We start from the raw sequence: 19,220 nt of genomic DNA, 5'->3' as shown, positions 1-19,220 counted from the left end.
CGACGCCTCATCTCGGCATGTCCCGCGCCCGCGTCATCCGCCTGCGGCTGACGGATTTCCGCAGCTATCACGGGGCGGAGGTTCGCGCCGGGGATGGTCCGATCGTGCTGGTCGGGCCGAACGGGGCGGGCAAGACCAACCTACTGGAAGCCATTTCGCTGCTGGCCCCCGGGCGCGGCCTGCGCCGGGCCGCACTGGACCAGTTCGCCGCGCGGCGTGCCGACGGCATGCCGGCGCGTGGCTGGGCGGTCGCCGCCACGGTTGAGGGCGCCTATGGCGAGGTCATGCTGGGCACCGGCATCGAGGCCGATGGCGTGGAGGCACGCAGCCGCCGCTGCCGTATCGACGGCGAACCGGTCGGTTCCGCCGCCGCCTTCGCGGACCATGTCCGGGTGGTGTGGCTAACCCCCGACATGGACGGGCTGTTCACCGGCCCGCCCGCCGACCGTCGCCGCTTCCTCGACCGGCTGGTGCTGGCGGTGGATGCCGAGCACGGCGCGCGGGTGAATGCGCTGGAGCGGGCCCTGCGCGCGCGCAACCGGCTGCTGGAGGAAGTATCCACCGATCCGCGCTATCTCGACGCCGTGGAGCAGGAACTCGCCGCCCTCGCGGTGGCGGTCGCCGCCGCCCGGCTGGAAACGCTGCGCCGACTGGCCGCCGGCATCGCGCAGGGCCGCGAACGGGCGAGCGACGATGCCTCGCCCTTCCCCTTCGCCACCGTGGCGCTGGAGGGCGAGGTCGAGCGCGCGCTGGCCCGCGAACCGGCCACGATCGTCGAGGACCAGTACCGCGACAGCCTGCGCGCCGGCCGCCCGCGCGACCGCGCCGCGGGGCGCACGCTGACGGGGCCGCACCTCACCGATTTTCTGGTTGGGCATGGCCCGAAGGCAATCCCCGCCGCGCAGGGCTCCACCGGCGAGCAGAAGGCGCTGTTGATCGGCCTCGCGCTCGCCCATGCCCGGCTGGTCGGCGAGATGGCCGGCATGGCACCGGTGATGCTGCTGGACGATGTCGTGGCCTATCTCGATCCCGTGCGCAGGGCGGCGCTGTTCGCGGCGCTCGACGCGCTGGGCGGCCAGGTGTGGATGACCGGCGCCGACCCCGCCGCCTTCGCCGCGCTCGGCGGGCGGGCGGAGCGCTTCACCGTCACGCCGGGGCGGATCGATCCGGCGGGGGAGTCTGAGCATGCTTGACCACGTCTCGATCACCGTTGCGGACCTCGCCCGCGCCCTGCCCTTCTATGACGCCGTGATGGCCGCGCTGGGCGTGCCCTGCGTGCGCCGGAGCGCGGACAGCATCGGCTATGGCGCGCGCAACGGGCCGGATGATGACAGCCACAGCTATATCAGCGTGGTCGCGACGCGCGGCACCGTGGTGGCCGACAACCGGCACTGGTGCTTTCGCGCGCCGACCCGCGCGGCGGTGGATGGCTTCCACGCCGCCGCCCTCGCTCATGGCGGGCGGAACGACGGTGCGCCCGGCCTCCGGCCGGACTATCACCCCGCCTATTACGCCGCCTTCGTGCGGGATCCCGATGGCAACCGCATCGAGGCGGTGTGTCATCGGCCCGAGAGCGCCGGCATGGCTTGAACTTTCCGCTCCGGAGCCCTATGTCACGGGTCTCGCGCGCGCGGCGCGCGCATGTGAGTTTGATGCACCTCTTCGATCTCATCGTCTTCGCGGCGGCTCTGGCGCTGGCCGCGGCCTCACCCGGCCCGAGCGTCATCGCCGTCATCGCGCGCACGCTGGTGCGTGGTCGCGAGGGTTCCGCGCCGCTCGTCGCCGGCATCGTGCTGGGCGACATGGTGTGGTTGACGGCGGCCGCCCTGGGTCTGGCCGCGCTCGCCGTGGCGCTCGGCTCGCTATTCGTGCTGGTGCGCCTCACGGCTGCGGCCTATCTCGCCTACCTCGCCTGGAAGCTGTGGACCGCGCCCGCGCACACGATCCAGGCGGCGGAGATCCGCGAGAGCGATTCAGCGCCCGGCCTGTTCCTGACAGGGCTCGGAATGACGCTCGGCAATCCCAAGGCGATGGCCTTCTACCTCGCGCTGCTGCCGAGCATCATCGACCTGAACCAGATCAGCGCGCTCGGCTTTGCCGAACTCTACGCCGTCATCGCTGTGGTGCTGACCCTGGTTTTCGCCAGCTATGTCACGCTGGCGCACAAGGCGAGGCACCTTGCCGGCAGCACGCGCGGCATCCGCCTCATCAACCGCGCCTGCGGAACCGCCATGGCCGGCGCCGCGGTGCTGGTGGCGACGAAATAAACACGCATTTGCGGTACAAAAGACTCATCAATTCAAACGATTCGCAGAGCTGGACCCCATGGCCGAACCCGACAACGCCCCGACCCCTGCCTCGAACGGGGATGATTACGGCGCGCAGTCGATCCAGGTGCTGCGCGGACTCGATGCCGTGCGCAAGCGGCCGGGCATGTATATCGGCGACACCGATGACGGCTCGGGCCTGCACCACATGGTCTACGAGGTGGTGGACAACGCCATCGACGAGGCGCTGGCCGGCTATGCCGATCGGGTCACCGTCACGCTCAACGCGGATGGTTCGGTCACGGTGACCGACAATGGCCGCGGCATTCCCACCGACATCCATTCCGAGGAAGGCGTCTCGGCGGCGCAGGTCATCATGACCCAGCTGCATGCCGGCGGAAAGTTCAACCAGAACTCCTACAAGGTCTCCGGCGGCCTGCACGGGGTCGGCGTCTCGGTGGTCAACGCGCTCTCCACCACGCTCGACCTGACCATCTGGCGGGGCGGCAACGAATATTTCATGCGCTTCAACGATGGCAACGCCGCCGAGGATCTTGCCATGGTCGGGCCAGCGCCGGCGGGCCATCGCGGCACCAAGGTAACGTTCCTGCCCAGCCCGAATACGTTCACCCATATCGCCTTCGACTACGCCACGCTGGAGCACCGGCTACGCGAGCTCGCCTTCCTCAATTCCGGCGTGCGCATCGTCCTCACCGACGACCGCAGCGCCGAGGGCAAGCGCGAGGAGATGATGTATGAGGGCGGCGTCGAGGCCTTCGTGCAGTATCTCGACCGCTCCAAGCAGGCCCTGCTGCCCAAGCCCATCGTCATCCGCGCCGAGCGCGACGGCATCATGGTGGAATGCGCGCTATCGTGGAACGACAGCTACCACGAGAACGTGCTGTGCTTCACCAACAACATCCCGCAGCGCGACCGGGGCACCCATTTCACCGGCTTCGCCGCCGCGCTGACGCGCCAGATGATCGGCTATTCCGAGCGCACCGGCATCGCCAAGAAGGAGAAGGTGGAGCCCACCGGCGAGGATTGCCGCGAGGGCCTGACCGCCGTGCTCTCGGTGAAGGTGCCGGATCCGAAATTCTCCTCGCAGACCAAGGACAAGCTGGTCTCCTCCGAGGTGCGCCCCGTGGTCGAGGCGCTGGTGAACGAGGCGCTCGGCTCCTGGCTGGAGGAGCACCCGGCCGAGGGCAAGGCGCTCATCACCAAGGTGGTGGAAGCCGCCGCCGCGCGTGAGGCGGCGCGCAAGGCGCGCGAGCTCACGCGCCGCAAGAACCCGCTGGACGTCGCCTCGCTGCCCGGCAAGCTCGCCGACTGCCAGGAGCGCGACCCCGCCAAGTCCGAACTGTTCATCGTCGAGGGCGATTCGGCCGGCGGCTCGGCCAAGATGGGCCGCAACCGCGCCTTCCAGGCGATCCTGCCGCTGCGCGGCAAGATCCTCAACGTGGAGCGCGCGCGCTTCGACAAGATGCTGTCGTCCGAGATGATCGGCACGCTGATCACCGCGCTCGGCACCGGCATCGGCCGCGACGACTTCAACGTCGCCAAGCTGCGCTACCACAAGATCATCATCATGACGGACGCGGATGTCGACGGCTCGCATATCCGCACCCTGCTCCTGACCTTTTTCTTCCGGCAGATGCCGGAGCTCCTGGACCGCGGCCACATCTACATCGCCCAGCCCCCGCTCTATAAGGTCTCGCGCGGCAAGTCCGAGCAGTACCTGAAGGACGAGCGCTCGCTGGAGGACTACCTCATCAACCAGGGGCTGGAAGAAGCCTCGCTGGTGGTGGCCTCGGGCGAGGTGCGCGCGGGCGCCGACCTGCACCACGTGCTGGAGAACACCCGCACCTTCCGCCATGTGATGAACGCGCTGCATCCGCGCTACAATCGGGCGGTGGTGGAGCAGGCGGCGATCGCGGGAGCCCTGGCCCCCGGGCTGCTCATCGAGGAAGATCGCGCCGCCGCCATCGCGGCCGTGGTGGCCGCGCGCCTCGACCTCATTGCCGAGGAGACCGAGCGCGGCTGGCTCGGCGAGGCGGACGGGGCCGGCTTCAAGTTCACGCGCACCGTGCGCGGCGTCAAGGAAGTGGCGGTGCTGGATGCCGCCTTCGTCGGCTCGCCCGAGGCGCGCCGGCTCGACAGCCTCGCCGCCGAGCTGCAGGAAGTGCATGCCGAGCCCGCCACGCTGCGCCGCAAGGGCGCGGAGACGGTGGTCTATGGCCCGATGGACCTGTTCGACGTCGTCACCGATGCCGGCCGCAAGGGCATCGCGCTGCAGCGCTACAAAGGCCTCGGCGAGATGAACGCCGAGCAGCTGTGGGAGACCACGCTGGACGTCAATGCGCGCTCGCTCCTGCAGGTGAGCGTGAAGGAGCAACTGGACGCCGACGACCTGTTCAGCCGGCTGATGGGCGACGTGGTCGAACCGCGCCGCGTCTTCATCCAGGACAACGCCCTGCGCGCCAGCGTCGACGTGTGATCGGCGCGCCCTCACCGGCCGCCGAAGAGCCCAGCCCTTCCCGGGAGAACTGACGAGCGATCTGCGTTTCGTCGCAAGGCTACTCGCCTTGGCGCGCTCCCGGCACTAGAGTGCCGCCCTCTTCGGCCCTCCAGTCCTGTGCAGATCATGACATCTCCTGTCCCCTCCCCCCGCACCGGCGCCCGCATCCTGGTGGACGCCCTCCTCGCCAATGGCGTCACCCGGGCCTTCGGCGTGCCGGGCGAGAGCTATCTCGACGTGCTCGACGCCTTGGTCGATACCAACGTCGATTTCGTCGTCTGCCGGCAGGAGAGCGGCGCGGCGATGATGGCGGAGGCGGCGGGCAAGCTCACCGGCAAGCCGGGCATCTGCTTCGTCACCCGCGGGCCGGGCGTCACCAATGCCAGCGCCGGCGTGCATGTCGCGCAGCAGGATTCCACGCCGATGATCCTGTTCGTCGGGCAGATCTCGCGCTCCATGCGCGGGCGCGAGGCGTTCCAGGAGGTGGATTACCGCGCCGTGTTCGGCACGCTGGCCAAATGGGCGGTGGAGATCGACGAGGCGGCCCGCATCCCCGAGATCATCGCCCGCGCCTTCCGCGTCGCGACGCAAGGCCGGCCCGGCCCGGTGGTGATCGCGCTGCCCGAGGACACGCTGAGCGAGATCGCGACCGTTCCCGACGCTCCCGCCGTCGAGCCCGCCGAGACCTGGCCGGGCCTCACCGACATGATGCGGCTGCAGAAAATGCTCTGGGCCGCCTCCAGGCCGATCATGATCCTGGGCGGCGCGCGCTGGAACCCGAAGGCGGTGGCGAGCGTGGTGCGCTTTGCCGAGCGCTTCGACCTGCCGGTGGCGGCCTCGTTCCGCCGCCAGATGCTGTTTCCCGCCGATCACCCGAGCTATGCCGGCGATGTCGGGCTCGGCATCAACCCCAAGCTGGTCGCCCGGCTGAAGCAGGCGGACCTCGTCATCGTCGCCGGCGGGCGGCTGGGCGAGGTGCCCTCGCAGGGCTACAGCCTGTTCGGCATTCCCGATCCCGGCGTGCCGCTGGTCCACGTCCATGCCGATCCGGACGAACTCGGCCGCGTCTACCAGCCGGCGCTTGCCATCAACGCCTCGTCCGCCGCCTTCGCGGCGGCGCTAGAAGGCGTGCAGCCGCCGACCACGCTTGCGTGGAGCGGCTGGCGCGAGGAGGCGCGGTCGGACTATCTCGCCTGGACCGAGGAGCCCCCGGCCAATCCCGGCGCGGTGCAGATGGCGACGCTGGTGCGCTACCTGCGCGCCCTGCCGGCGGACACCATCGTCTGCAACGGGGCCGGCAACTTCGCCACCTGGGTGCACCGTTTCCATCGCTTCCGCAGCTTCGGCAGCCAGCTCGCCCCGACCTCCGGCTCGATGGGCTATGGCGTGCCCGCGGCCATCGCCGCCAAGCGCGCCAACCCGGAGCGTACCGTGGTCGCGGTGGCGGGGGACGGCGATTTCCTGATGACGGGGCAGGAATTCGCCACCGCCGTGCAATACGACATCCCCATCGTGGTGGTGCTGATCGACAATGGCATGTACGGCACCATCCGCATGCATCAGGAGCGCGAATTCCCCGCGCGCGTCTATGCCACCACGCTGAAGAACCCCGATTTCGCCGCCTATGCGCGCGCCTTCGGCGGCTTCGGCATCACGGTGGAAACGGATGAGGCGTTCGCCCCGGCGATCGACGCCGCCTTCGCCTCGGAAAAGCCGGCGATCGTGCATGTGAAGCTCGACCCGGAAGCGATCACGCCGGTCGCCAGCCTCTCGGCCATCCGCGAGAAGGCGCTGGCCGCCAAGGCCAAGTAGGCCGCGCCGCGACAGAAAACGGCCGGGTGGTGCCCGGCCGTCCTGACTTTGCGAAGATCAGGCGGCGGCGGGCGCCGTCCCTTCCTGCGCCACCACGCGGACCGGGGCATGGGCGAGGCGGCGGTAGAGCCGGCGTTCCTGCACCAGCGGCCACCATTCGAACAGGAAGATCTCCATCGGCCGCCAGTTGGCGACCCAGCCGAGGATCACCAGCCCTTCCATCACCACTTCGGCAAGGCGCGAACCGGGGAACAGGCCGACCAGCGACTGGCCGATGACGAGGCACAGGCCGAGCACGATCAGGCCGATCACCAGCATCTTTCGCCCGAGCGTGAACAGCTTGGTCAGCTCGGCCGAGCGCCGCTCGGCCTGCCGCTCGAAATGGCGGCGGGCGATGTCGGGCAGGCTTTGCGCCAGCGCGCCCGCCGCCTGCGCTTCCGGCAGGTGGATGGCGATGGCGAGAGGCGCCTCCGGCGGTATTTCGCTGGCATGCTCGCAGATATATTCGTCGACATCGCCGTCCAGCCCGCGCTCGCGGAACGGGAAGGGATCGAGCATGTCGAGCAGTTGCTGCGGATCGTCCACTCTCAGGTCGATCCGCCCCTTTTCCCGCCTGGGCATGTGCCCCCCTCCCGCACGGCCCTTGAGGCTCAGGCCGCGCCCTGCACCAGTTCGCCGGCCAGCGCGCGAGCGATGAGCGCGCGCGTCTCCGGGATGCCGTAGGCGGCGACGAAGGAACCGAAGCGCGGCCCCTCCTTCTCGCCCAGCAGCAGCTCGTAAAGCGCGCTGAACCACGCGAAGGTCACGCCCGGCCCGCCGGTGGGGCTGGTGCGCTTGTGGTCCTGGTAGCGCGGCTCGGCGCGGCCGACATCGAGCACGGCGTTCTGGATCGCGTCGCGATCCGTCCCGTCCAGACCCGCGAGCGCGGCGTCGAGCGCGGCGAGCGCCTTGGCTTCCACCTCGTCCGGCAGTCGGTAGGAGCGGCGCGGCTTCACCCGGTCGACGAAGTAGCGCACGGCATAGCCGGCCAGCTGGTCGAGCGTCGGGTGCGTTTCCGGCGAGGTGCCCGGCGCGTAGCGCTCGATGAAGCGCCAGAGCACGCCCTTCTCCTCGGCATTGGACGCGGAGGCGAGCTTGAGCAGCAGGCCGAAGGTCAGCGGCAGCTCCACCACCGGCGGGTTGCCGGAATGGATGTGCCACACCGGGTTGCCCAGCCGATTCTTCCAGTCCTGCGCGGGGTAGCGGGCGAGGAAATTGAAATACTCGTCCACCGCCTTGGGGATCACGTCGAAATGCAGCTTCTTGGCCGAGCGCGGCGACTGGAACATGTACAGCGCCAGGCTCTCGGGGCTGGCATAGGTCAGCCACTCGTCGATGGTGAGGCCGTTGCCCTTGGACTTCGAGATCTTCTGGCCGTTCTCGTCGAGGAACAGCTCATAGACGAAGTGCTCCGGCGCCACGCCGCCGAGAATTTCGCTGATCCGGTCATAGATCGGCGCGTTGGTCTGGTGGTCCTTGCCGAACATCTCGAAATCGACGTCGAGCGCCGCCCAGCGGGCGCCGAAATCCGGCTTCCACTGCAGCTTCACGTTGCCGCCGGTGACGGGGACGGTCTTGTCCACCCCGTCCTCATCGGTGAAGGTGATGGTGCCGGCCGCGGCGTCGACCGCCTTGAGCGGCACGTAGAGCACGCGCCCCGAAACCGGCGAGATCGGCAGGAAGGGCGAATAGGTCGCCTGCCGCTCCTCGCCCAGCGTCGGCAGCATCACTTCCATGATGGCCTCGTACTTCGAAGCCGCCTTCAGCAGCACGGCGTCGAGCTTGCCGGAGAAATAATAGTCGGTGGCGCTGGCGAACTCGTATTCGAAGCCGAACGTGTCGAGGAAGCGGCGCAGCATCGCATTGTTATGGTCGCCAAAGCTCGCATAGCCGCCGCCGAACGGGTTCGGCACCTTTGTGAGCGGCATCTGCAGATAGGGCTTCAGCGCCGCCGGATCCGGCACGTTCTCCGGAATCTTGCGCATGCCGTCCATGTCGTCGGAGAAGCACAGGAGGCGCGTGGGAATCTTGCCCTCGGTCAGCACATGAAAGGCGTGGCGCACCATGGTGGTGCGCGCCACCTCGCCGAACGTGCCGATATGGGGCAGGCCCGAGGGGCCGTAGCCGGTCTCGAACAGCACCTCGTCCTTCGGTTTCCGCTTCAGACGCTCGACGATCTTGCGGGCCTCCTCGAACGGCCAGGCGCCGGCGTTCTCGGCCAGCACGCGCAGTTCGCCTGCAAAATCCTCGACCGGAGCGGTCTCCGTCATGGTCTGCCCTCCTGGGCTCTTTGAAACACAACGCGAAAAGGCGCCGTCAGGGCGCGCAGCCGCATGCTCTAGGTAGTGCGCGACGCCGCGTCAATAAACGCTGATGGGAAACCAGCGCAGATACAGGTCGGTATAGACGCCTTCCTCCCAGAGCTGGGCGAGAGCGTAATTCAGCGACTGGCGCAGCGCGTCATTGCCCTGCTTGACGGCGATGCCCATGCCTTCGCCGAAAAACAGGCTCTCGGTGAAGGGCCCGCCGACAAAGGCGCAGCAGCCGGCGGACATCGTGCCGTTGAGCCACAGCGCCAGCTGCACGCCGTCGCCGAAGACGAGGTCCACCTCGCCCTTCTGCAGGGCGTCGCGGGCGGCCTCGGGGCTGGGGAAGGAGCGGATATCGGCCTCGGCGAAGAAGCTGCGCAGATAAGCTTCGTGCGCCGTGCCCGTGACCACGCCGACCTTGCGGGAGGCGATGGCATCGGGCGTGACCGCCGCGACCGTGCCGCCCCGGCGGCTGACGAAGCGGGCCGGCGAGCGGAAATAGCGATCGGTGAATTCCACCGCCTGCCGGCTCAGGGGGGTGATGGCGATGCCGGCAATGGCGGCATCCGCCTTGCCCTCATCGAGCGCGGCGACCAGCGCGTCGAACGGCATCACCTCCAGCGTGCAGGTGATGGCCAGCTCGGTGCAGATGGCGCGGGCGATGTCGACATTGAAGCCCGCCGGCCGGCCGCCCTCGTCACGGAAGCTGAAGGGGGGGTAGTCGTCGGTGGTGACGAAGCGAATCTGCATCGGCAGCCGTGTCACGTCCGGCCGCTCGGGGCGGCGCTTCGGGTCCCAGAAGCCGGGCACGGCAACGCTGGCGGCGGCATCGGCGGTCCCGGCCGTCTGCGCCTGTGGCACGCCGCCCGGGGCGAACGAGGCGAACACCATGGCGAGCAGGCACGCCGCGAGTGTGTGGCGAGCCATGCCCGCCGCATGAACGGCCCGCGCCGCCGAAACGATGCGCGCCTTTCGAAGGACTCGACGAAGATAAGCGGAATATCTCAAACTGGCCTCGAACCTGCCACCGCCGGAAGGCGCGCCGCATCCTCTTCTAGCGCGGCGCCGCCGGCGAGGCGAGGGTTCGCTGATGGCTTTGGACGGGGGTGGCGATGAGACGACAGCCGCCCGACGGGGGAAGCGGGCTCGCGGCGCCGCCCGTGGAAATCGCCGGCCTGCTGCCCGGGTTCGAGGGCAGCGATATCGCCTATGCCATGGAGCGGGCCCAGCGCACCGGCGTCGGCGCCGACGAGGTCCTGCTGGCCGCCGGTGCCGTGCAGGCGGATGCGCTCGGCGAGGCAAGCGCGCGCATGCTCGGCCTCGACTTCGCCCCGCTCGTAGGCGAGGAGCCGGCGCGCAGCACCTCTCGCCCCGCCTATGCCGATCTCGTCGCGCTGCTGCGCTCGGGCCTGATGCGCCTGCCCGATGGCCGGCTGGTGGTAGCCGCGCGCGGTTTGCGGCTGCGTGAGCTGGCGGCCCGGCTGGCGAGCCGGCCGGAGTTGCGCCGCGCGCTGCTGCTGTCCACACCCGAGCGGCTGGCCAGCCTGGTGCGCCGGCGCTTCGCCGCCGCTCTCGCCGAGCAGGCGGCGTTCGGGCTCAAGCGCGACCAGCCCCGCCTGAGTGCGGGCACGCTCGGGGCGACGCGCGTGCTTTTCCTGGTTCTGGCGGGCCTGCTGGCTCTCGCCCCGCTGCTGCTTCGCCTGCTCCCCGGCCCGCTGGCGCTGGCGCTGACCAGCGTCACCGCGCTTATGCTGCTGGGCTGGAGCACGCTGCGCCTCGCCGCCTGCGCCGGAAGCGCGATGCAGACCGGACCACCACCGATGCGCGACGACCGGCGGCTGCCGGCTTATTCCCTGATCGTGCCGCTCTACCGCGAGGCCCGCATCGTGCCCCAGCTCGTCGCGGCGCTTCGGGCGATCGACTATCCCGCCGAGAAACTCCAGATTCTCCTCGTCATCGAAGCCGACGATCCGCAAACCGCAGCCGCCCTTGCGGGCCATGCGAACCGGCCCGGCTTCGAGGTGCTGATCGCGCCCGGCGCGGGGCCGCGCACCAAGCCAAAGGCGCTCAACGCCGCCCTGCCCTTCGCCCGCGGCAGCATCGTGGGCATTTTTGACGCCGAGGACATTCCCGATCCCGACCAGTTGCGCCGGGTCTGCGCGCTGTTCGCCAGCCGGGCCGGGACGGAAATCGGCTGCGTGCAGGCGCGGATCGCCATCGACAATGTGGCCGACAGCTGGATCACCCGGCAGTTCGCCGCCGAATATGCCGGCCATTTCGACGTGCTGCTGCCGCTGCTCGGCGGCTGCCGCCTGCCCTTTCCGCTCGGGGGAACCTCAAACCATTTCCGCCGCGAGGTGCTGGAGGAGATTGGCGGCTGGGACCCCTACAACGTGACCGAGGATGCCGATCTCGGCGTGCGGCTTGTCCGGCATGGCTGGAAGGCGGCAGTGATCGATTCCACCACCGGCGAGGAGGCGCCGCGCCGCTTTCACGCCTGGCTGCGCCAGCGCACCCGCTGGTACAAGGGCTGGATGCAGACCCTGCTGGTGCATGGGCGCCGGCCGCTCGCCCTGCTGCGCGAGGCGGGGCCCGGCAGTGGCGCGGCCTTCGTATGCCTCATGGGCGGCGGGCTGGCCGCGGCACTGGTGCACCCCTTCTTCCTCGCCGTGCTCATCGGCGACCTCGCCTTCGGCCGCCCGCATCCCGACGAGCTTTCGCTGGTCGCTGTCGAGGGGCTGGGCATCGGGGTGTTCGCGATCGGCTATTCGAGCGCCCTGCTCTGCACCGCCATCGGCATGCGGCGGCGGCGGCTGACCGGCCTCTGGCGCGTGCTGCCGCTGGTGCCGGCCTATTGGCTGATGATGTCGCTGGCTGCCTGGCGCGCGGCGATCCAGCTCGTCACCGATCCGCAGCTCTGGGAGAAGACCGATCACGGGCTGGCGCGGCTGCCACGCCGGCGCCTGCACCTCGCCCGAAAGCGCCCTAGAGATAGCGCCGCAGGTCGGCGGCCGCCTCCTCAGGGGGGCGCTTGAGGTTGAACGGCGCGATGAAGCTGCCGTCCTTGCCCATGAGATAGACGATGGCGGTGTGGTCCATCGTGTAGTCGCCGTCGCCGGTCGGCACCTTCCTGGCATAGACGCGGTAGGCGCGGATGATCGCCGCGACCTGCTCGGGCGAACCCGACAGGCCGCGGATGCGGGCATCGAAGCTGCCGAGATAGGACTTCATCACCTCGGGCGTGTCGCGCTCGGGATCGACGGTCACGAACAGGCCGCGGACCTTGTCGGCATCCGGCCCCAGCGCCTCGAACAGCTGCGACAGGTCGTAGAGCGCCGTAGGGCACACATCCGGGCAGTGGGTGAAGCCGAAGAACACGAGGAAGGGCTCGCCCGCGAAATCGGCCTGCGTCACCGCACGACCGTCCTGGTCGACCAGCCGGAACGGCCCGCCAACGGCACTGGCGCTCGCCACCGGCGCGGCGCCGCGCGGCAGAAAAGCCAGCGCGCCCGCCACGATCGCCACGGCACCAACGACGAAGACAGCGAGAAGGACGAGAACGCGACGTTGCATCATGACGGGCGAGACCTCACGGGAGCGCGGGACGACCGCACCTCAGAAGCAATAGGCGAAGCCGGCCGCCACCATGTCGAAGAAAACGGCGGCACCGTGACGCGCCCACAGGCCGATCGTCGCGGCGACCGCCACGGCGCCAGCGCCGATCATCGCCCAGCGCGTCCACCCGCGCCGAAGGCCGTCGCCCACCGTCATCCGTACACTCTCCGGAAAAATAGTTTCAATCTGGAAACGTTATTGGCCAATTTTCAAATCATTTATGGCGGATGGCTTGCTCCGTGCGCAGAATAATACTGAAATGCACGGCCACGTGAACGCTGGGTGCTTGCATCCATGTGTGAACGAATGATGTCTCGTCATGTTGCCGAATACGACATGCGAGGTAGAGGGTGGACGGACTAAGGCAGGTATAATGAATACTGGGCATCCGGGCCGGTCCTATGCTGGATCGTCGCGTGCGGACGACACGGCAGACGGCCGCGAGCGGAGCCGGCTGATGGCGGCGGTCGACGCCATGGCCGACGGGTTCGCGCTGTTCGACGCCCAGGACAGACTGGTTGCCCATAATCGCCGCTTTCTGGAACTGTTTCCCCTCCTTGAGCCGCTTGGCGACCTGCACGGCCTCAGTTTCTTCGCTCTCGCCTCGGTGCCGGACGGCGCCTCCCATGAGCCGCGAGGCGATGACGCGATCGCCGAACGCATGCGCCGCCATGCGGCAGCCGATGGCGAACCCTTCGACATCCCACTGCAGACGGGCGGCTGGGTGCAGGTGCGCGAGAATCGCACCCCCGATGGCGGCACGATCTGCGTGTGGAGCGACATTACCCGGCTGAAGGCCGCCGAGGCCCAGCTGCTGGAGGCGATTGACGGCGTCGGCGAGGGCTTCGTGCTGCTCGATACCGATGAGAGGATCCTGCTCGCCAATGACGGCATGCGCCGCCGCTTCGCCGAGGCGGGCGTCGAGATCGCGGTGGGCGGCACGCTTTCCGAGCGCATCGCCGAGGCGCGACGCCGGGGTATGTTCGCGGACGAGGTGGACGCCGCCTTCGCCGACACCTTTCTCACGCAGTTCCGCGAGACCGGCGAGCAGCGCGTGGAGGTTCCCCTTCGCGATGGCCACTGGATGCTGGCCAGCCTGCGGCGGATAGGGACGGGCTGCGCGGTCGGCATCTGGACCGATCTCACCGCGCAGAAGCGACGCGAGAGCGAGCTGATCACCATGCGCGAGCAACTGCGCCAGCAGAGCGAGGCCCTGGCGGAATTCGCCCGCCTCGTCGCCCTGCAGGCGCGCAGCGACCTGCTCACCGGCCTGCCCAACCGCTTCGCGCTGGAGGAGCGGCTCAACCAGTATCTGCGCGACGGCGAGCCGCGCAGTCTCTGGGTCGGCATGATCGACATCGATCACTTCAAGGGCGTCAACGATGCCGTGGGTCACGCGGCCGCCGACGAGGTGCTGCGCGAGCTCTCCCATGTCCTGCGCGCCCAGCTGCGCAGCGACGACATGCTGGCGCGGGTCGGCGGCGACGAGTTCGCCCTGGTGCTCAGCAATATCGAGGAGAGCGATGCGCTGCGCATTGCCCGGCGGCTCAACACGACCGTGCGCGAAAGTCCGTTCCACGTGAGCGGCCGGGCCTTCACGCTCGGGCTCAGCATCGGTCTTGTGCGTGGCAACGGCAATGCGAAGACCGTCTCCAGCCTGATCGCGGCCGCCGACACCGCCTGCTATGTCGCGAAGGAATCCGGCCGCGACCGCGTGCAGCTCTACGATCTCGGCGACCCCAAGGTGAGCAACACCCGCCAGCGGCTCAGCTGGGCGGAGCGGATCCGGCTCGGTTTCGAGCTCGGCCGTTTCCACCTGCATCTGCAGGCCATCGTCGATGCCGACCTCCAGCCGCTCGGCTATGAGGCGCTGATCCGGCTGGTGGACGAGAACGGCACCTATTGCCAGCCGGCGGAATTCCTGCCGGCGGCCCAGCGGCTCGGGTTGATGGGCCGGATCGACAGCTGGGTCTGCCGGCATGTGATGGATCTGGCGATCCACCTCATCGAGCGCGGGGCCGGCCACTATGTCTCCGCCAATATCGGCGCCCGCTCGCTGACCGACCCGGCCTTCCAGCGCAGTCTGATGGACCTGCTGGACCTGCATCCGGGCGTGGAAAGCGCCTTCCGCATCGAGGTGACGGAAAGCGAGGGAATTGAAGACATTGCCGAGATCGCGCGCTTTCTCTCCGATCTGCGCGGGCGCGGGATCTATGTCTATCTCGACGATTTCGGCAATGGCTACAATTCGTTCGAGGCGCTGAAGCGCTTGCCGGTCGACGGCATCAAGATCGACTGGAGCGTGACCCGCGACCTCCTGAGCGACCCGATCGACAAGGCGCTCATGATGGCGGCCATCTCGATCGCCCGATCGCTCGGCCTCGAACTGGTCGCCGAGGGGGTGGAGGAGGAGATCCAGCTCACCAAGCTGCGCGAGCTCGGCGCGATGATGTACCAGGGCTTCCTGTTCCACCGCCCGACCGACGCCCAGGACCTTCTGGCAAAGGGCTCACTGGCCGAGGACCTGCCCACCAAGGACCTACCCACCGAGGATCCGCTGGCGGCGCATCAGTAGCCGCGGGCGGGATCGACCTCGTGCAGCGGCGCCAGTCCCTGCCGCATCCGGCGGATGCTCTGCGCCACGTCGCGCGCGGCCAGCTTAGGCACCGTGATGCTGGCGAGGTGCGGGGTGATCAGCACGTTGTCGAGCGTCCAGAAGGGATGATCGGGCGGCAGCGGCTCGGTCTCGAACACGTCCAGCGTCGCCTCGGCGACTTGGCCCGAGCGCAGGGCGCCGATCAGCGCCGCCTCGTCGACCACAGCGCCGCGCGAGGCATTGATGAATTTCGCGCCCTTCGGCATCCGCGCGAATTCCCGCGCGCCCAGAATGCCGCGCAGATCCGGCGTCAGGGGCAGCAGGCTGACGATGATCTCGTTATCCGCGAGCACCCGCTCCAGCCCCTCCCGCCCGGTCTCGGAGGCGACGCCGGGAATGTCCTTCGGCGAGCGCGACCAGCCGGTGACGGTGTAGCCCATGCCGGCCAGCGCCCGCGCCGCCGGCGCGCCGAGTTCCCCCAGCCCCAGCACCGCGACCTTGATGTCGGCCAGCGGGCGGGGATGGACATAGTCCCACACGCCGCGCCGCTTGGCCCGCTCGAATACCGGGATGTCGCGGGCGTAGCGGGTGACGGCGAAGACGACATAGCTCGTCATCATCGCCGTCATGCCGGGATCGTTGAGGCGGGAAAACCTGACGGGCACGAGATCATCGCGCCCGAGCAGCGCATCGACGCCCGCGCCCAGATTGGTGACGAGCTGAAGATTGGGAAAGCGCGCGAAGAAGCCGCGCGGCGGCAGCCAGACAAGGGCATAGCGGATATCGGCGGGGTCGCCCACCTCGGGGTCCACGCGGAAATCGAGGTCGGGAAGCTCGGCGGTCAGCGCCTCGCGCCACGCCGCCGAACTATCGACCGGGCTGTAGAAAACCAGCGCCTCACGGCTCATCGCGCGCCTTCCTCTCGCTTCCCACCCTGGATGGGCCTGATAGCCTGAATGCCCCGGCGCCGCCAGCCTGTCGCGGGGGTGACGTTTCCTGCCAGTGAAACGCGGCGGGCTCGGCGCGCCCGTGCCCGGCGGGACCCGTGCGCCCGCTCAGCGGACCGTGGCATGCGGCGAGAGCGTGCCCGGCTCGAACAGCCCACCCGGCGCGAAGGACGCCGCGAGATGGCGGGCAAACACTTCCACCGCCGGGCGCGGCGCCTGCCGGCGCAGCTTGAGGCTGACAAGGCGCACCGGCTCCAGCCGGTCGGTCAACGGCACGGCGGCGACGCGCCCGCCATCATGGGTGATCTGCGTGCGCGGCAGCACGTTCTGGATGGTGTAGCCCCGCCCCTGCCCGACCAGCCCACGCGTCAGCTCGTAGACCCTTGATCGAAAGGCGATCTGCGGCTCCACCCCCGCCGCGCGGAACAGGCTCATGAAATAGTCCCGCGAGTGCGGCAGGTCGAGCAGGATGAAGGGCTCGCCGGCAAGCTCCGCGAGGCTGATGCGCTCGCGCTGCGCGAGCCGATGGTCGGCGGGCAGCACGGCATAGGGCGGCAGTTCGGCGAGCGGCTCGGCCACCACCTCCTCGGGCCGCGCGAATTCGTAGGAGAGAGCGAGCTCGGTGCGCCCCGACACCAGCGCATCGAGGATCTGCTGCTGGTCGCCCTCATCGAGGCGCACGGTGATGCCCGGATGGCTCTGCGCGAAGCGCGTGAGCAGGCCCGGCATGAAATGGGTGGCGGCGGTCCAGAAGCAGCCCACCGCGATCTCGCCGCGCACCTCGTCGGCCATCGCCCGCGCGTTCTGGCCGAAATCCCGCGCATGGTTCAGCAGCAGCCGCGCCTCGTTGATGATGCGGGTGCCGGCCATGGTGGTGGTGACGCCCCTGGCATGATGGCGCACGAAGAGCTGCACGCCGCATTCCGCCTCGAACTGCGCGATGGCGGCCGAAATCGAGGGCTGGGACACGTTGAGGTGCCGTGCCGCCTCGGTCAGGTTGCCGAAATCGGCGGTTGTCACCACGTAGCGCAGCGCGCGGAGCGAGACATTCATCCGAATTCTCTATCTCGCATCAGAATTTTCTATTTCGAGGAACGAACGATAATATTTTATCGATCCATGGGGAAAGCGCAATATTTCCTGACAGGAAAAGGAAGCACCGCATGATCCGCACAGGCGACGCGTACCGGCAGGGTCTCCAGGACGGCCGCGAGATCTGGATGGACGGCGAGCGGGTGAAGGATGTCACCCAGCATCCCTCCTTCAAGCCGATCGTCGACGTGCGGGCGCGCATGTACGACATGGCGCATGAGGCGCGCTACCAGGACCGCCTCACCTATGTCGAGGACAACAAGCGCAACACCATCTTCTACAAGCCGCCGCGCGAGACGAAGGACTGGAGCGACAAGATCGCCGCCGTCGATGCGGTCATGCAGGACATTGGCGGCGTGGTGACCCGCGTCGGCGACGAGACGATCGGCGAAGTCTGGTCGCTCATGGACGGGCGCGACGTGCTGGCGGAGTTTGACCCCCGCTTCGCCGACAATGTCGACCGGCACGTGCAGAACATCTTCGACAACGACATCTTCCATGTCTCGGCCAACACCGATCCCAAGGGCGACCGTTCGCTCGCCCCGCAGGATCAGGATCCCGACATGATGGTGCATGTCGTGAAGGAGACAGACGCGGGCATCATCATCCGCGGCGCCAAATACGAAACCGCCGCGGCCTATGCCGACCAGGCCTTCCTCAAGCCAACCGTCGGCGCGTGGACCAACGAGACGCTGTCCGATTACGCGGTGGGCGGCATCATCGAGATGGGCGCGCCGGGCGTGCGGCAGATCTGCCGCTCCTCCTTCGCCGGCCGCACCAATCCGAAGGACTACCCGCTCGCCAACCGGTTCGACGAGGTGGAATCGCTGGTCATCTTCGACAACGTGCTGATCCCCTGGGAGAACGTGTTCTTCTACCGCCACACCAAGGCGGCGCAGTTCGTGCGCGCGACGCTGCACCGCTACTCGGCCTTCCCCTATGTGCACCGCCTGCTCTACGTCGCCGACATGATGATCGGCGCGGCGATGTTCAACGCCCGGCAGACCGGGCTCGAAAAGCTGCAATCGGTGCGCGAGAAGCTCGCCGATCTCGTGTGCTACCGCGAGGGCATCAACGCCCACCTCACCGCATCCATCACGCTGGCGGAGAAGAGCCCCGGCGGGCTTTTGATGCCCAACCAGTCGATGCTCTATGCCGGGCGCATCCACGCCTGCGCCAACCTGCCGGCGATGATGCACATCGCCCGCGAACTGTGCGGCGGGCAGATCTGCGTGACGCCGAACGCCGCCGCCTTCGAGGCGGAAGGCTCGGGCGAGTGGCTGAAGAAATTCTACTCGCTGAACAAGCAGTGGGAATCCGAGGACCGGCGCAAGCTGCTCGCCTTCGCCCGCGACCTGCTCAATTCCGATTATGCCGGCCACCGCCTGACCTTCGTGCAGTTCGCGCAGGCGCCGCATTTCAACCATCTCAATGCGGTGTACAACGCCTTCGACTTTTCCGGCCCGCTCGACTTCGTGCGCAAGGCGGCCGGCCTGTCGGACCAGGTAATGGGGACCGGGAAATGAGCGGGATCGACGTCGCCCTGTTTCGCGAAGCCATGGGCCGCACGGCCTCGGGCGTGACCGTGGTCACCACGGACGGCGAGGCGGGACGGGCGGGCGTCACCGTCTCCTCGCTCTGCTCGCTGTCGATGGAACCGCCCTCGGTGCTGTTCTGCCTCAACAAGGGCAGCCGCACCCTGCCGACGCTGATCGCCAACGGCGTGTTTGCCGCCAACATCCTCGCGCATGGCCAGCACCGGGTGGCCGACAGCTTCGCCGGCCTGATCCCCGAGCTGGCGGAAGACCGCTTCGCGGTGGCTCAGTGGGAGCGGCTGCACACCGGCTCGCCGGTGCTGATGGGGGCGCTGTGCCGCTTCGACTGCCGGATCGCCGGCGTGTTCGAGTTCGGCACGCATCACATCATCGCCGGTGAGGTGCTGGCGCTGGCGAGCGACGCGGCCAAGCCGCTGGTCTATTCCAACCGCGCCTATCACAAACTCGAGGTCGCCTGACGCATGCCGAG

At 68.6% G+C, this 19,220-nt stretch carries 16 protein-coding genes; 9 read left to right on the top strand and 7 right to left on the bottom strand.

The genetic code is table 11. The features are described from left to right. Nucleotides 1-17: 17 nt before the first annotated feature. The 5 genes from recF (at nt 18) to FHS55_RS01330 (ending at nt 6,597) form a co-directional block, all read left to right on the top strand. Nucleotides 18-1,193: a DNA replication/repair protein RecF gene (gene recF / locus FHS55_RS01350; protein ID WP_183188584.1), complete on the top strand. Its 1,176-nt coding sequence runs from the start codon at nt 18-20 to the stop codon at nt 1,191-1,193. Continuing rightward, a complete protein-coding gene (locus FHS55_RS01345; protein WP_210286810.1) occupies nt 1,186-1,590 on the top strand; it encodes a VOC family protein in 405 nt (134 codons plus the stop codon). The genes recF and FHS55_RS01345 overlap by 8 nt, the downstream gene beginning before the upstream one ends. A 62-nt stretch (nt 1,591-1,652) precedes the next feature. Next, a complete protein-coding gene (locus tag FHS55_RS01340; RefSeq protein WP_183187881.1) occupies nt 1,653-2,267 on the top strand; it encodes a LysE family translocator in 615 nt (204 codons plus the stop codon). Between the two features lie 58 nt (nt 2,268-2,325). Then, nucleotides 2,326-4,764: a DNA topoisomerase (ATP-hydrolyzing) subunit B gene (gene gyrB, locus FHS55_RS01335; RefSeq protein WP_183187880.1), complete on the top strand. Its 2,439-nt coding sequence runs from the start codon at nt 2,326-2,328 to the stop codon at nt 4,762-4,764. 147 nt (nt 4,765-4,911) lie between these two features. Further along, on the top strand, nt 4,912-6,597 hold the full coding sequence (locus FHS55_RS01330; RefSeq protein ID WP_183187879.1) for a thiamine pyrophosphate-binding protein: 1,686 nt from the start codon (nt 4,912-4,914) through the stop codon (nt 6,595-6,597). Nucleotides 6,598-6,654: 57 nt separating this feature from the next. On the opposite strand, the gene FHS55_RS01325 is transcribed toward FHS55_RS01330, so the two are convergent. The 3 genes from FHS55_RS01325 to FHS55_RS01315 all read right to left on the bottom strand — a co-directional run bounded on the left by FHS55_RS01325 (nt 6,655) and on the right by FHS55_RS01315 (nt 9,872). After that, complete coding sequence (locus FHS55_RS01325) at nt 6,655-7,218, bottom strand: hypothetical protein (protein ID WP_183187878.1); 564 nt, start codon at nt 7,216-7,218, stop codon at nt 6,655-6,657. 29 nt (nt 7,219-7,247) lie between these two features. Beyond that, the gene (locus tag FHS55_RS01320; RefSeq protein ID WP_183187877.1) at nt 7,248-8,906 is read right to left on the bottom strand and encodes a lysine--tRNA ligase; all 1,659 of its coding nucleotides are present in this window, start codon (nt 8,904-8,906) and stop codon (nt 7,248-7,250) included. Nucleotides 8,907-8,996: 90 nt separating this feature from the next. Beyond that, entirely contained in the window at nt 8,997-9,872 is an 876-nt protein-coding gene (locus FHS55_RS01315; protein WP_183187876.1) for a transporter substrate-binding domain-containing protein, read from the bottom strand. Nucleotides 9,873-10,057: 185 nt separating this feature from the next. Between FHS55_RS01315 and FHS55_RS01310 the strand changes: the two genes are divergently transcribed. Beyond that, nucleotides 10,058-11,980, top strand: a complete 1,923-nt coding sequence (locus tag FHS55_RS01310; RefSeq protein WP_183187875.1) for a glycosyltransferase — start codon at nt 10,058-10,060, stop codon at nt 11,978-11,980. Here FHS55_RS01310 and FHS55_RS01305 read toward each other — a convergent pair. Both FHS55_RS01305 and FHS55_RS01300 read right to left on the bottom strand, forming a co-directional pair. Beyond that, nucleotides 11,931-12,521, bottom strand: coding sequence for an SCO family protein (locus FHS55_RS01305; protein ID WP_183187874.1), 591 nt, complete (start codon nt 12,519-12,521; stop codon nt 11,931-11,933). The genes FHS55_RS01310 and FHS55_RS01305 overlap by 50 nt on opposite strands. Nucleotides 12,522-12,560: 39 nt before the next feature. Then, nucleotides 12,561-12,716, bottom strand: a complete 156-nt coding sequence (locus tag FHS55_RS01300; RefSeq protein WP_183187873.1) for a hypothetical protein — start codon at nt 12,714-12,716, stop codon at nt 12,561-12,563. A gap of 301 nt (nt 12,717-13,017) precedes the next feature. On the opposite strand from FHS55_RS01300, the gene FHS55_RS01295 reads away from it, so the two are divergent. Continuing rightward, on the top strand, nt 13,018-15,135 hold the full coding sequence (locus FHS55_RS01295; RefSeq protein WP_183187872.1) for a putative bifunctional diguanylate cyclase/phosphodiesterase: 2,118 nt from the start codon (nt 13,018-13,020) through the stop codon (nt 15,133-15,135). On the opposite strand, the gene FHS55_RS01290 is transcribed toward FHS55_RS01295, so the two are convergent. Then, nucleotides 15,129-16,064 carry a 2-hydroxyacid dehydrogenase gene (locus tag FHS55_RS01290; protein ID WP_183187871.1) on the bottom strand — a complete coding sequence of 312 codons (936 nt, stop codon included), beginning with the start codon at nt 16,062-16,064 and terminating at the stop codon, nt 15,129-15,131. The genes FHS55_RS01295 and FHS55_RS01290 overlap by 7 nt on opposite strands. Nucleotides 16,065-16,211: 147 nt before the next feature. Then, a complete protein-coding gene (locus FHS55_RS01285) occupies nt 16,212-17,156 on the bottom strand; it encodes a LysR family transcriptional regulator (RefSeq protein ID WP_183187870.1) in 945 nt (314 codons plus the stop codon). 110 nt (nt 17,157-17,266) lie between these two features. Between FHS55_RS01285 and FHS55_RS01280 the strand changes: the two genes are divergently transcribed. Further along, the gene (locus FHS55_RS01280) at nt 17,267-18,721 is read left to right on the top strand and encodes a 4-hydroxyphenylacetate 3-hydroxylase family protein (protein ID WP_183187869.1); all 1,455 of its coding nucleotides are present in this window, start codon (nt 17,267-17,269) and stop codon (nt 18,719-18,721) included. Next, nucleotides 18,718-19,209 carry a flavin reductase family protein gene (locus FHS55_RS01275; RefSeq protein WP_183187868.1) on the top strand — a complete coding sequence of 164 codons (492 nt, stop codon included), beginning with the start codon at nt 18,718-18,720 and terminating at the stop codon, nt 19,207-19,209. Before FHS55_RS01280 ends, FHS55_RS01275 begins: the two co-directional genes overlap by 4 nt. Nucleotides 19,210-19,220 lie beyond the last annotated feature (11 nt).

The organism is Ancylobacter tetraedralis (assembly GCF_014195655.1).
GTDB classification, from domain to species: domain Bacteria; phylum Pseudomonadota; class Alphaproteobacteria; order Rhizobiales; family Xanthobacteraceae; genus Ancylobacter; species Ancylobacter tetraedralis.
Note: the sequence above shows the minus strand (reverse complement) of the source record. Positions and strands in the feature narration are given on the sequence as shown.